10 protein-coding genes are annotated in these 13941 nt (G+C 60.7%); 6 read left to right on the top strand and 4 right to left on the bottom strand.

Translation table 11 applies throughout. The annotated features are described in order from the left end of the window. Positions 1-167 precede the first annotated feature (167 nt). The gene (locus tag HA399_RS12610; protein WP_404325164.1) at positions 168-1385 is read left to right on the top strand and encodes a GGDEF domain-containing protein; all 1218 of its coding nucleotides are present in this window, start codon (positions 168-170) and stop codon (positions 1383-1385) included. 314 nt (positions 1386-1699) lie between these two features. Then, the gene (locus HA399_RS12605; protein ID WP_404325163.1) at positions 1700-3649 is read left to right on the top strand and encodes a dihydroxyacetone kinase subunit DhaK; all 1950 of its coding nucleotides are present in this window, start codon (positions 1700-1702) and stop codon (positions 3647-3649) included. Between the two features lie 153 nt (positions 3650-3802). Here the strand turns inward: HA399_RS12605 and HA399_RS12600 are convergent, their stop codons facing one another. Both HA399_RS12600 and HA399_RS12595 read right to left on the bottom strand, forming a co-directional pair. After that, complete coding sequence (locus HA399_RS12600) at positions 3803-4687, bottom strand: DMT family transporter (RefSeq protein ID WP_404325162.1); 885 nt, start codon at positions 4685-4687, stop codon at positions 3803-3805. A 133-nt stretch (positions 4688-4820) separates the two neighbouring features. Further along, positions 4821-5672 (bottom strand): IclR family transcriptional regulator, encoded by an 852-nt coding sequence (locus tag HA399_RS12595; RefSeq protein WP_404325161.1) that lies wholly within the window; start codon positions 5670-5672, stop codon positions 4821-4823. 253 nt (positions 5673-5925) lie between these two features. Here HA399_RS12595 and xsc point away from each other — a divergent pair, with 253 nt between their 5' ends. The 4 genes from xsc (at position 5926) to HA399_RS12575 (ending at position 10878) form a co-directional block, all read left to right on the top strand. Further along, on the top strand, positions 5926-7746 hold the full coding sequence (gene xsc / locus HA399_RS12590) for a sulfoacetaldehyde acetyltransferase (RefSeq protein WP_404325160.1): 1821 nt from the start codon (positions 5926-5928) through the stop codon (positions 7744-7746). Between the two features lie 164 nt (positions 7747-7910). Then, the gene (pta, locus tag HA399_RS12585) at positions 7911-8924 is read left to right on the top strand and encodes a phosphate acetyltransferase (RefSeq protein WP_404325159.1); all 1014 of its coding nucleotides are present in this window, start codon (positions 7911-7913) and stop codon (positions 8922-8924) included. Between the two features lie 92 nt (positions 8925-9016). Continuing rightward, complete coding sequence (locus HA399_RS12580; protein ID WP_404325158.1) at positions 9017-10129, top strand: ATP/GTP-binding protein; 1113 nt, start codon at positions 9017-9019, stop codon at positions 10127-10129. Beyond that, positions 10129-10878 carry a hypothetical protein gene (locus HA399_RS12575; RefSeq protein ID WP_404325157.1) on the top strand — a complete coding sequence of 250 codons (750 nt, stop codon included), beginning with the start codon at positions 10129-10131 and terminating at the stop codon, positions 10876-10878. The genes HA399_RS12580 and HA399_RS12575 overlap by 1 nt, the downstream gene beginning before the upstream one ends. Positions 10879-10992: 114 nt before the next feature. Here the strand turns inward: HA399_RS12575 and HA399_RS12570 are convergent, their stop codons facing one another. Together HA399_RS12570 and HA399_RS12565 are read right to left on the bottom strand one after the other, a co-directional pair. After that, positions 10993-12741: a cobalamin biosynthesis protein CobT gene (locus HA399_RS12570; RefSeq protein WP_404325156.1), complete on the bottom strand. Its 1749-nt coding sequence runs from the start codon at positions 12739-12741 to the stop codon at positions 10993-10995. Then, positions 12738-13871 (bottom strand): AAA family ATPase, encoded by a 1134-nt coding sequence (locus tag HA399_RS12565; protein ID WP_404325155.1) that lies wholly within the window; start codon positions 13869-13871, stop codon positions 12738-12740. Before HA399_RS12565 ends, HA399_RS12570 begins: the two co-directional genes overlap by 4 nt. Positions 13872-13941: the final 70 nt, after the last annotated feature.

The following is a 13941-nucleotide window of genomic DNA, read 5'->3' as shown; positions in this document are numbered from 1 at the left end:
AACGCCAGGCACGACAGGCGGAAAAGCACCGCAAGCCAGAGCGTCAAGACAGAACGTCAAGACAGAACACAAGACCGTGAGCGATGCATCGGCAAGCGAGTGGGGAGTCCGCCGTGGTGCCGATGGATAAACAGGATGCAGGACAAGGAGTCGACCGGGGGCCTGGCATGGCACGCAAGAGTCTGCGTGAACAATCACTGGAACAAGCACTCCAGCAGATGGAACGCGACAAGGCTCGCCTTGAACGCCGACTAGCGGGGCTGGAAGAGAAACTGTCGACGACGCTCGACGGTACCGGCCTGCGCCTCTGGCAGCTCGAAGTGCCCAGCGGCAAGCTCACCATCTTCAACTATCGCTGGGGGCGCATGCTGGGCTATCAGCCCGGCGAGCTGAACGCCCATTTCGATGTCTGGCGTGAGCACCTGCACCCGGAAGACCGCGACGAAGTGCTCGCCAACCTCAATGATCACCTTGAGGGGCGCACCGAGGTCTATCAGGTCGTGCATCGCATGCTGGCCCGCGATGGCAGCATCACCTGGGTCGCCGACCGCGGGCGGGTGGTCGAACGCGATGAGCACGGCAATGCCCTGCGCCTGCTGGGCACGCATACCGACATCAGTCATGAGAAGGACTACGAATCGCGCCTCAATGCGCTGGCCAGCACCGATGCGCTGACAGGCCTTGCCAATCGCCAGGCCATCAACAGCTGGCATCAGCGACCGCTGGCCGATGACAGTGCCTTGATCTTCATCGACCTCGACGGCTTCAAGCAGGTCAATGACCAGTTCGGCCATCGTGCCGGCGACGAAGTGCTGGTGCTGGTCGCGCATGGTCTGAACGATGAGCTGCATCGACTGGGCATCCATCATCATCTCTCGGCGCGTTTCGGCGGCGATGAATTCCTCTTTCAGCTGCCCCGCATGTCACTGCCGCGTGTCGAACATATCGCCCGTCGCTGGCTGGAGCGCTTCGCGCATCCCCTCGAGATCAGCGGTGGCCTCGGCCGCATCGGCCTGAGCATCGGCATCTGCTTCGGGCGCGATGCCGACAATCGCTTCGGGCTGGCGCTGGAACGGGCCGATCAGGCGATGTACCGGGTAAAGCACCACGGCAAGCACGGCTTCAGGGTGCACGCGCCGGTGGAGTGCTCTGCCAGCGCATACCAGGCCTGCGATTTCCAGGCCTCGAATCTGGAAGCCCCCGGCAGTCGCCTGCCTTCCTGGTTGCACCCGGGGCCCGCGCCAGTCTCCCAGTCGCCGCCGAGGCAGCAGGCAGCTTCTGCCGGTACCAAGCCTGTCGATACCAAGCCTGCCGATACCGAGCGTGGCGATAGCGTGTCTGCTGATTCCGAGTCAGCCGAGGCCAGGGCCAAGGAGGAAAGGTGACTCGCATGACAAGCAAGCCCGCTTCCCGCTGGCTCCCGACATTCCAAGCCCCCCGCACGCGCAGGCGTCGGGGGGCTTTTGTCTTTCAGGCCGCTCGATTGACGGGCGTGGCGCAACGCTGCAGCGCGAATGCCATCATTTTCTGATATGACTATTGCATCCGGCAAAGTCGCGAACGACGCTGGGGGGAACGGCAAGGCAGGATGAGTCGAGGCCCCCGAGCGTCATGGAAGCGTCGTGGCACGAGACAGGCATGAACGGCGGCCTCAAGTGCCGCCTTTATCAGCAGGGCGAGTGTCCTCAAGGAGAGAAGGATGAGTAGCAGCGAGTCTGGCCGACAGTTCATCAATCAGCCACGCCAGGTCGTCGGTGAGGCGCTGGAAGGCTGCGCACGACTGCGCCACCCGGATGGCAGTGGCGTGCGGCTGTCAGACCCCGCCAGTGGTATGCGCCTGGTGGTGCGCGATGACTGGGCGCGTGATCAGGTCGCGCTGATTTCCGGTGGCGGCTCGGGGCACGAACCCGCGCACGCAGGCTTCGTCGGCGCGGGCATGCTGACGGCTGCCGTGTGTGGTGAGCTGTTCGCCTCGCCGACGGTGGACGCCGTGCTGGCGGCGATCCGCGAAGTGACCGGTGAGGCCGGGGCCTTGCTGATCGTCAAGAACTACACCGGGGATCGCCTCAACTTCGGGCTGGCCGCCGAGCGGGCGCGTCAGGAAGGCTTCAAGGTCGAGATGGTCATCGTCGCCGATGATGTGGCGCTGCCCGACAACCCACAGCCACGCGGGCTGGCTGGCACGCTGCTGGTGCACAAGGTCACCGGTGCGCTGGCGGCACGTGGGGCGGGCCTCAAGGAGATCACCGCCGTCGCACGGCGCGTCGCCGACAGCTGTTCGACACTGGGGGTGGCCTTCAATGTCGGCCGCCATCCCGGCAAGCCGCGTGAGCAGCGCGCACCGGAACTGGGGCTGGGCATTCACGGCGAGCCGGGCGCCATGGCGCTCGAGCTTGGCAGCGACTCGGGCACCCACGGCGTGCATGCGGTCATGGATACCGTGGTCACGGCGCTGGTGCAGGGTCATTCGCGCAAGGATGTCGGCGGCGACCTGCCGGCCAGCGGCCATCTGCTGTTGATCAATGATCTGGGCGGTTGCTCGGCGCTGGAGCGCAGCCTGCTGCTGGAAGAAGCGCTGACCCATCCGTCGCTGCAGGCGCTGGGCATCCATGCCGTGGTCGGCCCGCAACCGCTGATGACTTCGCTGGACATGCACGGCTTCTCGCTGACGCTGCTGCCGCTGGATAGCCTGCTGGAAGAGGCGCTGAGCGCCAGCTGCGCGCCGGTCGCCTGGCCGGGCGTGCAGCCGGTGACGCCACTGGCGCACTTCTCGCCGAGTCAGGACGCCGTCAGAACGGCCAGTGATGAGGCCTCGGATGCCAGACGTGCCCAGGCCAAGGCCGACTGCCAGGAGCGTGCCGCCCGTGGCGTGAAATCACGTGCCGGCCTGCCGGGCGATCCGCAGGTCGAGCAACGCCTGCGCGCGGCGCTGGAAATCCTGCTCGCCAGCGAGGCGGACCTTGACCGCCTCGATGCCATCAGCGGTGACGGCGATACCGGCAGCACCTTCGCCAGCGGTGCGCGCGCGGTGATCGAGGCGCTGGAAGACTGTGAGCTGGCGTGTGGCGATTCCGGTGAGCTGATGACCACCATCGGCAAGCAGCTGGCCCACGGCATGGGCGGCTCCAGTGGTGTGCTGCTCTCGACGCTGTTCACCGCCGCCGCCACCCGCTGGAAGGAGCAGTCGGACGCGCATGGCCAGGCGCCGCTGGGCCAGCGCTGGCACGACGCCCTGAGTCACGGCGTCGCCCGCATGCAGCATTACGGTGGCGCCTCACGCGGCGACCGCAGCCTGCTGGATGCGCTGTTGCCGGCATTGGAGGCGTTGCAGGAATCGGTGCAGTCTGAAAAGAAAGCGTCGGTGCAGTCTGAAAAGCAGGCATCGGTGCAGCCTGATCAGCAGGGTAAGAAGCAGGAGTCGGCAGCCGAGAGCAGGCAGGAGAGGCGCGCCGGGCGGGTCGACTGGGCCGCGATGGCGCGCGCCGCCCGTCAGGGCGCGGATGCCACCGCCGAGATGGCCAAGGCACGTGCCGGGCGCTCCGCCTACGTGCCTTCCGCTCATCTGGTCGGCAACAGCGACCCGGGTGCGGAAGCCGTGGCGCGTGTCTTCGAAGCGTTGGCCGATGCCGCCGAGGAAGCGGCGGGTTGATGTGATTGACCGGCTGAGCTGGTTGACCCGAATGACTGGTGTCTGAGCTCTCCAGCCCCCAAAAGCTCTAAAACCAAAGCCCCATAAAGCAAAAGGCCCGCCCCATGAACCTCGTGTTCAGGGGCGGGCCTTTTTGCATCATGCGGCAAGCGGTCAGGCGGCTTTCTGACGTGTCGGCAGGCGAATCAGGCGGGTGGCGATGGCGGTGCCCAGCAGGGTGATGCCCATGCCGGTGAGGATGCGCGCATCGATCACCTCATCGAGCAGCATGTTGCCCCATAGCAGCGCGCTGACCGGTACCAGGAAGGTCACCGAGGTGGTCGCGGTGGCGCCGGCACTGGCCAGCAGGCGGAAGAAGATCAGGAAGGCGAGGCTGGTGCTGAGTACCGCCAGCGCGATCGCGCTGCCCCAGGCTTCCAGGCTGACGCTGGTCGTCGGCCACATCCACAGGCCCGGAATCAGCAACAGCAGGGACGACATCAGCGAGCTGCCCGCGGCCAGTACCGGCGCCGGAAGGTGATTCAGGCGCTGACGCGAGAAGTTGGAGGCGAAGCCGTAGCAGAAGGTCGCGCCGAGGGCGGCGAGGATGAACCAGCCGTCGCCGCCGAGCTGGAAATCGAGGCGATCACTCGACAGCACATAGACACCGCTGAAGGCTATGGCCAGGCCGAGATACTGCTGCTTCTGGATCGGCGTGGCGAACAGCGCCATGCCCAGCAGCGCGGTGAACAGCGGCGTGGTGGCATTGATCAGCGAGGTGAAACCGGCCTCCAGCTGGGTGGTGGCCAGCGCCAGCAGGCAGAACGGCAGCGCCTGACTGGTCAGGCCCAGCACCGCAAGCGGGCCCTTGTGCTCCCACAGCATCCTCAGGCGTCCCGCGCCCAGCAGCAGCGGGGCGAGTACCAGCGCACCGATGCCCATGCGCAGCAGTATCAGCGTGGTCGGGCCGAATTCCGGCGCGGCCACGCGCATGAAGATGAAAGACATGCCCCACAGGGTGGACAGCAGGACAAGACGCAAGGCATCGCTGGCGGACATGGTGTTCTCGACGTGGCGTGTGAAAGGCAGTCCGCTAGGCTAGCCCCTCATGCGCGTCACGGGAAGCACGACCTTGTGCCTGTCGCTCTTCTTTTCCAGCCCCAGTCCCAGCTCCAGACCTAGCCCGCTGGCCTCAGGTGGAGGGTATCGCACCGCGCTGGATGGCGGCGATATCGCGCGCGGCGCGCTCGAGTGCCGGCAGATGCTTGAGCATGTCCTCACGCGACTGGCGCATCACCGGCGCCTGGATCGCCACGCCGATGTTGGAGAGCCCATCGGGATTGGGCGCCAGCACCGCGATGCACACCAGTCCGGGCAGGAATTCCTCATCATCCAGCGCGAAGCCCTGCTGGCGGACCTGCTCGATCTCGGCCTCGACGGACTCGATGTCGGTCAGGGTATTGCGCGTCATCGCGTTCAGCGGCGTGCCGGTCAGCAGGCGCCGGCGCTGGGCGGGCGGCATCTGGGCCAGAAACAGCTTGCCGCTGGCGGAGCAATGCACCGGCACCCGGGAACCGGGGTGCAGATAGAATCGCAGCGGGGCCTGGGTCTCGACGCGGTCCAGATACAGCACTTCGCTGCCGGACAGCGCCGTGATGTTGCAGCTCTCGCCGACCTCTTCCATCAGCCGGTTGAGCACGCCGTGGCGAGCACCCTGCACGGTGTCGTTGAGCAGCAGGTTCTCCGCCAGACGGCGCAGACGGCTGCCCTTGCTGTAATGGCGGTTGTCCGCCTCGCGCTGCAGCATGCCGCTGCCTTCCAGCTGCTGCAGCATGCGGTGCAGCGTCGGCTTGGGCAGACCGGTCTCTTCCACCAATCCCTGCAGGGTGAAGAACTGGTCCTTGGCGGCGATCACTTCCAGCAGCGCCAGCAGACGCTGGGCGGGCGTATCGCCTTCTATCTTGCTGCCTTCCTTGCTGGTGTCCCTGTCAGCGTCCTTGCGGTCACGCGGCAGGCTCGCCTGGGGCTGGGTGGCACTGTTCATGGGCTATTCCCTCCTTCAATCCGTGCGCGGGGCAGTGTGGCGCCGAAACGCTCGGCCCGTCAGTGCCTTGCGTTGCTGTGCCTACTTTAACAGTACTCCATTCACCGGAAGAAGTTTCTAAAAAAGGAGTGTTTTTGATCATTTTCCGAAATCGGGCTTGACGGACCGCGCGGTGAGGGCTAATTTTGGTCACATGTTTCGGTAATCGGAACTAAATGTATCAATAAACATAAAATTTAGAGTTGGAGACGCCATGAGCACTCAAGACAGCGCAGACAATCGCAAGGTCGTGCAGGGCAAGCAGAAGATGACCCCTTCCGAGGCCTTCGTGGAAACCATGGTCGCCAATGGCGTCACCGACATGTTCGGCATCATGGGCTCCGCCTTCATGGATGCGATGGACATCTTCGCCCCGGCCGGCATTCGCCTCATTCCGGTGGTGCATGAGCAGGGCGCTGCCCACATGGCCGACGGCTATGCTCGCGTTTCCGGCCGTCACGGCATGGTCATCGGCCAGAACGGCCCGGGCATCTCCAACTGCGTCACCGGCATCGCGGCCGCTTACTGGGCGCACAGCCCGGTGGTCATCGTCACGCCGGAAGCCGGCACCACCGGCATCGGCCTGGGCGGCTTCCAGGAATGCAAGCAGCTGCCGATGTTCCAGGAATTCACCAAGTACCAGGGTCACGTGACCCACCCGTCGCGCATGGCGGAATACACCGGTCGCTGCTTCGACCGCGCCATGTCCGAGATGGGCCCGACCCAGCTCAACATTCCGCGTGACTATTTCTACGGCGAGATCGAGTGCGAGATTCCGCTGCCGGCACGTGTCGACCGCGGCCCGGGTGGCAGCAAGAGCCTGGATGAGGCAGCCGAGCTGCTGGCCAGCGCCAGGTTCCCTGTCATCGTTTCCGGTGGCGGTGTGGTGATGGCCGATGGCGTCGAGGAGTGCAAGGCACTGGCAGAGCGTCTCGGCGCGCCGGTGGTCAACAGCTACCAGCACAACGATTCCTTCCCGGCCAGCCACCCGCTGTGGTGTGGTCCTCTCGGGTATCAGGGTTCCAAGGCGGGCATGAAGCTGATCTCCCAGGCCGATGTCGTCATCGCGCTGGGCACGCGCCTCGGGCCGTTCGGTACCCTGCCGCAGCACGGCATGGACTACTGGCCGAAGGACGCGAAGATCATCCAGATCGACGCCGACCACAAGATGCTGGGCCTGGTGAAGAAGATCTCCGTCGGCATCTGCGGCGATGCGCGTGAAGCGGCCATCGCCCTGACCGAGCGTCTGTCCGGTCGCAATCTGGAATGCGATGCCTCCAAGGATTCGCGTCTGACCCAGATTCGTGAAGAGAAGGCCACCTGGGAAGCCGAGCTGGATGCCTGGACCCACGAGAAGGACGCCTTCAGCCTCGACGCCATTGAAGAAGCCAAGGACGAGAAGCCGTTCTCCGGCGGCGAATACCTGCACCCGCGTCAGGTACTGCGCGAGCTGGAAAAGGCCATGCCGGAAGATGTCATGGTCTCCACCGACATCGGCAACATCAATTCCGTGGCCCACAGCTACCTGCGCTTCGATCGTCCGCGCAGCTTCTTCGCCCCGATGAGCTTCGGCAACTGCGGCTACGCGCTGCCGACCATCATGGGTGCCAAGACTGCCGCGCCGGAACGTCCGGCCATCGCCTACGCCGGTGACGGCGCCTGGGGCATGAGCCTGATGGAAATCATGACCGCCGTGCGTCACGACATTCCGGTCACGGCCGTCGTCTTCCACAACCGTCAGTGGGGCGCCGAGAAGAAGAACCAGGTCGAGTTCTACAACCGTCGCTTCGTCGCCGGTGAGCTGGACAACGAAAGCTTCGCCGAGATCGCGCGCTCCATGGGTGCCGAAGGCATCACCGTCGACCGTCTGGAAGACGTGGGCCCGGCCCTCAAGAAGGCCATCGACATGCAGATGAACGAAGGCAAGACCTGCGTCATCGAGGTGATGTGTACTCGCGAACTGGGCGACCCGTTCCGCCGCGACGCCCTCAAGAAGCCGGTGCGTCTGCTCGAGAAGTATCAGGATTACGTGTAACGCCCATCGCTGATCGCGCTGTGCAGGTCATGGATGGCAGCGCGATGAAGCGGGCGTAGCGCGACGCGCAAGCAGGACTGGAACTCTCCCTTGCCCCGGCCATTTCAGATGTCCGGGGCTTTTTGGATGTGTCGGCTGCCTGCAAGGGCAGCGAGGAGACAGACATGAAGGCACTCAACAACATTCTGGCGCGGGCCAAGGCAGACCCGCGCCGTATCGTGCTCTGCGAAGGGCAGGACATGCGGGTGGTGCAGGCGGCGGTCAGCGCGGCGGAGCAGGGCCTGGCGCAGGTGATGGTGGTGGGCGACCCCATCGTCATCGCCGCCACCGCCAGAGAAGCCGGGCTTGGAGATCAGGCGCTGGCACGGCTCGAGCTGATCGACCCCGTCACTTCCGAGCACACCGCCAGGCTTGCCGAGGCGCTGCACGCGCATCGCGCGGCCAAGGGTATAACGGCGGAGCAGGCCGCCGAGAAGATTCGTGATCCGCTGACGTTCGCCAACATGCTGGTGCGCGAAGGGCTGGCGGATGGCTCGGTGGCCGGCGCCGTGCTCACCACTGCCGATGTGGTCCGCACCGCCATTCAACTGCTCGGGCTGGCGCCGGGTAGCAAGCTGGTCTCCAGCTTCTTTCTGATGATGCTGTGCAAGCCGTTCCACAACCTGAAGGGCGGGATGATCTTCTCGGACTGCGGGCTGGTGATCGACCCCGACGCCGAGGAGCTGTCGCAGATCGCGCTGGCCGCCGCCGACAGCGCCCAGGCCCTGCTCGGGGAAGACCCTCGGGTGGCGATGCTGTCGTTCTCCACCAATGGCAGCGCGCATCACGCCTCGGTGGACAAGGTGGTGCAGGCCGCGCATCGGGTACGCGAGCAACGTCCGGATATCGCCATCGATGAAGACGTGCAGCTCGACGCCGCCATCGTGGCGGAAATCGCCGAGCGCAAGCTGCCCACCTCCCGTGTCAAAGGCACCTCCAACGTGCTGGTGTTCCCCAATCTGGAAGCCGGCAATATCGGCTACAAGCTCGCTGAACGCATCGGCGGCGCAGAAGCCATCGGCCCGCTGCTCCAGGGCCTCGCCAAACCCGCCAACGACCTCTCACGCGGCTGCTCCACCGCCGACATCCTCAATGTCATTGCGGTCACTGTCGTTCAGGCGCAGCAGCGCATTTCTTGATCCCGATCGCCGCTCTTTCATCTTGCCGTATTTTTTTTACGGCAAGATGAAAGGCTGCTATGCTCATGGCATATTAATGGGAGAAAAATGAAATGCTGCATAAATTTGCTGTAAAAAACTTTCGAAATTTTTCTGAGTGGTTAAAGTTAGATTTAACTAGCCAACAATATGAGTTCAACGATAAGGCCATACATAATGGTATAGTTGAACATGGTATGATCTATGGTCGAAATGGTGTAGGTAAATCTAATCTTGGACTTGCTATGGTTGATCCAGTACTTCATTTAGTGGATTCTTCTAGTTATCCAAATACTCTTGATTATAATTATCTTCATGGTGGGCACGGCGTCGAGTTGGCTGAATTTGTTTTTGAGTTTTTAATTGACAATGTAAATGTTGTATATCGTTATGGAAAGAAATCATTGACACAGCTAGTATATGAAGAGCTGGTTATTGATGAGAAGGTTGTTCTAAAAATTGATCGGCGGCAGTCGACCTTGGCAAATATTGAGTTAGCTGGGGCAGAATCATTAAAAACTGATGTAGGTGATTCCAATATTTCTTTATTGAAATATGTGAACAATAATGCATTGTTGGATGATACTGTAACAAAGCATCGCTTCGAGAAATTCCTCAAGTTTGTAGAGGGTATGGTGTTTTTCCGCTCATTGAGTGAAGTTCGTACTGGCGAGTCTGTAGGTAAAAATATTGGTGTTAAACGCCTTTCTCAAAGTATTATTGATTCAGGCTCAGTGCAAGATTTTGAAAGTTTTCTAAATAAGGCTGGTGTTTCCTGTAAGCTGATAGTTGATGCTACATCAAGCGGTGAAAAAGGTATCTATTTTGATTTTGGGAAAAATCAACTAGAATTTGGTGTTGCGGCTTCTACAGGAACATTATCATTAGGTGTTTTCTATTTTTGGTGGCTGAGGCTTAAAAACGAAGAAGTTACTTTTGCATTCATTGATGAATTCGACGCCTTTTACCATCATGCATTAGCATCCAGTATTGTTGAGAAGGTTGCTGAATCTAAATGTCAGACTATTATGACTACACATAATACCGGTGTTATGAGCAATGACTTGCTTCGTCCTGATTGTTATTTTGTACTGGACGAAGGGATTAAGTCTATAACCGAAATGACTAATAAAGAGTTAAGAAAAGCTCATAACTTAGAAAAAATATATAAAGGTATGTCTAGCTAATGGAACGTACACTATTTGTTTTTGAAGGAGAAATTCGTGAAAAAGATTATTTTAATAGTCTAAGGAGCGCTTTTTTTGACAATAGTGATGGTCATGTGTTGGTTAGCTATTGCAATGATATTTATGAGTTGTTTAGGGTGCTGTCGGAAGATGAAGATTTAGACCCATTTGAGATAATTAGAGAGCTTAACCCAGTTATACAGCAACAAGACGAATTGGCTTCTTTGAGACGTGACCAAATTAGTCAAATATATCTATTTTTTGATATGGAGCCTCGTGATGATCATTACTCTAGTGATAAGTTGTTAGATATGCTTGAGAAGTTTAATGATGAAACTGGTAATGGTAAGCTATTTATTAGCTATCCCATGGTAGAGGCTTTGAGAGACATAGATAATCATGAGGAATATCTCACCAGAACTGTTAGTTTGTCAGACTGCAATGGTAAGAAATATAAGGGGTTGACTGTTGCGAGGGGAGATAGGGTGTATCAAGATCATAGGAAAATTAGAAGATCTCTTTGGCTAAGGCTCATAGAATGTAATGTCAAGAAAGCCAATTTTATGACATGCAATGATTGTACTGTTGATGATTTTATAAATGATCAATATCCTCTGGAGTACACGGCAGATTCGTTAGCCATAGCTAATTCTCAAATATCTAAATTCTTACCTAATGATGAGGTTGCTGTGTTGAGTGCTTTTCCAATTTTTCTAGCAGATTATTTTGGAAGGAAATTTTTCTCTTAAGGATATACCTCTTGAGGTGGCATCATAACTTGTTTTTTATGGATATATAAAAAATTAATACTGGTATGTTTTTTAAGCACTCTGTGCTCTCACATAGCGCACTTTAATCTTTGATCACATCCCCTGATGCCGACACGCCAGCGCCATGTGATACACGATTTCATCGGCGAGGGCGTTATCGAGGGTGCGTTCAAGATCGATGATCAGCTGGTTGGGGTAGTAGGCGCTGAGATCCAGCCCGACACCGAGGCCGAGGATGGCCTGGCGGCCGGAGCGGGTCTGTTGTGCGACGACCTGCTTGAGGTGGCTGTCGAGGTACTGTTCATCATTGGCGGTGTTGGTGGCGCTGTCACAGGGGCTGCCATCGGAGATGACGACCAGCAGACGGCGCGCGCCTTCGTCGGCAGTAGTGCTATCGGCGAGCCGTGAGCAGGCCCATTGCACGGCTTCGCCATCCACGCCTTCGCGGTAGAGATCGGCCTTGAGCAGGGCGCCGAAGTTGCGGCGCGCACGTCGCCACGCCAGTGAGGCGGGCTTGAAGATCAGATACTGCACTTCATTCAGGCGGCCCGGACGCGCGGGCTTGCCGGCGCGCCGCCAGTCCTTCAGGGCGCGGCCGCCATTCCAGGCGCCAGTGGTGAAGCCGAGCACCTCGGTGGGCACACCGGCCATGTCGAGCGCGCGGGTGAGTATCTCGATCAGCATCGCCACCGCCTCGCCATGCACCTTCATCGAACCGGAGCAGTCGATCAGGAAGCTGACCTGCGCACTGGCCTCGGGCACCCAGCGCTCGTGCTGGAAGACCCGCCGCTCGGCCGGCGAGGAAATCACCTGACTCAGCCGCCGCCCATCGATGATTCCTTCCTCCTCCCCGAAGTGCCAGCCCTCACGCTGCGGCGAGCTGAAATGGCTCGCCAGCTGTCGTGCCAGGCGCCGCACGTTGATCTTCTGCTCCGCCAGACGCGTATCCAGCGCCTGACGATACTCATCGAGCAGGGCCGCGCGCATGCGCCTGGCCGGTTCCAGCTCGCGGTCATAGGCCGTGGTGAACACCTGATAGGGAAGCAATTCCTCCGGCGCGCCACGCCGATGGCTCGGCAGCTGCGACGCCGCCTGCTCCTCGAGCAGACTCGCTTCCTCATCCTCGTTTTCCAGAAACAGTGCGAAGCGCTGGCTGGCCTCTGACTCGTCATCCTCCTCGCCGTCCTGCTCCTCCAGTGATTCGGCCAACTCCTGCTCCAGCCACAGGCTGATGTTCAGCGCATGCTGCTGATAGGCCGCCTGATCGAAACGCGTGCGTCTCAGCCCCGCCATGTCAGCGCCCAGCGCCTGATAGAAGGAGGCGCGCGTCGTCTCGATGTAATCCTCCGTCTCGTGGATCACCGCACAGGCCATCAGGCGCGACCAGCACGACTGGATGACGCTGTAGATGAGGATGCCGCTGCTCGTCTCGGTCAGGCCCGCGTGATAGAAGGCCAGACACCAGTCGGTGAAGCGCCGCTCCAGATTCTCCTTCACGCCGGGCATGTCAGGGTCGACCAGCGCCTCGACGCGCAGCTGCTCCAGCAGGTCATAGATCAGGCGCGTTTCCGGCAGCGCCGGACGCGCCGCCAGATGCAGCGCCTCGTCGGTGTGGATCAAGCGCAGCGCGATGGCATCGCTGACCGCGCGATAGTTGTCGAGCGTGCAGTCATCTTCCTCAAGGCGCAGATGCGGCGTGCGCAATGGCAACGCCTGAGCATGCCGACTCAGGCGCCGCCCCCGATAGGCCCAGCCGGCCTGACCGCTGAGTGCCCCGAGACTCGCAGCCGAAAGCTCCTCGAGATACTGCTGACGACGGCGTACCTGCTGGGCCGCACTCATGCCCGGGCTCCCTTGTCGCTGTCCTGCTCATCCATCAGGTCGCTCTCCATCAGCGCCGCGGATTCCTCCAGTTCCTTGGCGAAACAGCGCTGATAGAACTCGGCGACCAGCGGGCGCTCATGTTCATCGCACTTGTTGAGGTAGGAGAGACGGAAGGCCAGCGCCGGATTGCGGAAGATCTCGCAGTTCTCCGCCCAGGTGATCACGGTGCGCGGCGACATCAGGCTCGACAGGTCGCCATTGGCGAAGCCCTTGCGGGTGAGGTCGGCCACCGCGACCATCGCGCGAATCAGGGCGCGGCCACGCTCGTTGTCCTTGGCGGGCACACGCGCCAGCACGATCTTCACCTCTTCCTCACGCGGCAGGTAATCCAGCTTGGCGACGATGTTCCAGCGGTCGATCTGCGCATGGTTGAGCAGCTGGGTGCCGTGATAGAGCCCATCCTGATTGCCAAGCCCGACGGTATTGGCGGTGGCGAACAGCCGGAACTGCGGATGCGGGCGAATCACGCGGTTCTGATCGAGCAGCGTGAAGTGGCCGTCGCGCTCCAGAATGCGTTGGATGACGAACATCACGTCCGGACGGCCGGCATCGTACTCATCGAAGATCAGCGCGATGGGGCGGGTCAGCGACCAGGGCACGATGCCTTCCTGGAATTCGGTGACCTGCACGCCGTCGCGAATCACGATGGCGTCCTTGCCGACCAGATCCAGCCGGCTGACATGGCCATCGAGATTGACGCGCAGGCACGGCCAGTTGAGGCGCGCGGCGATCTGCTCGATATGGGTCGATTTGCCGGTGCCGTGCAGGCCCTGAACCATCACGCGGCGGTTGTTGGTGAAGCCGGCGAGAATGGCGAGGGTGACATCGGGATTGAAGCGATAGGCGTGGTCGATTTCCGGCACGTGGGCGTCGCGCTCCAGAAATACCGGCACCTTGAGGTCACTGTCGATGCCGAACAGCTCGCGCACGCCGCGCAGCTCAGTGGGCTGCAACTGACCGGCGGGCAGCGGCTGCTCGCCAGAGGCGGCGGGGCCTGCATCGCTGGCAGGGCTTGCATCATTGGCAGAGCTTGCATCATTGGCAGAGCTTTCATCACTGCTGGAAGGCGTCAAGGTGGCGTCGCTCACGGGGTGTCTCCCTCGTCATTCTTGTTGGTGGCTGCCCGGCAGACCTGTCGCGGGGAGACAGGCAAACCGG

It is taken from the genome of Cobetia sp. UIB-001, assembly GCF_044789135.1.
In the GTDB taxonomy this organism is placed as follows: domain Bacteria; phylum Pseudomonadota; class Gammaproteobacteria; order Pseudomonadales; family Halomonadaceae; genus Cobetia; species Cobetia amphilecti.
This window is presented reverse-complemented; position numbering and strand designations above follow the sequence as displayed.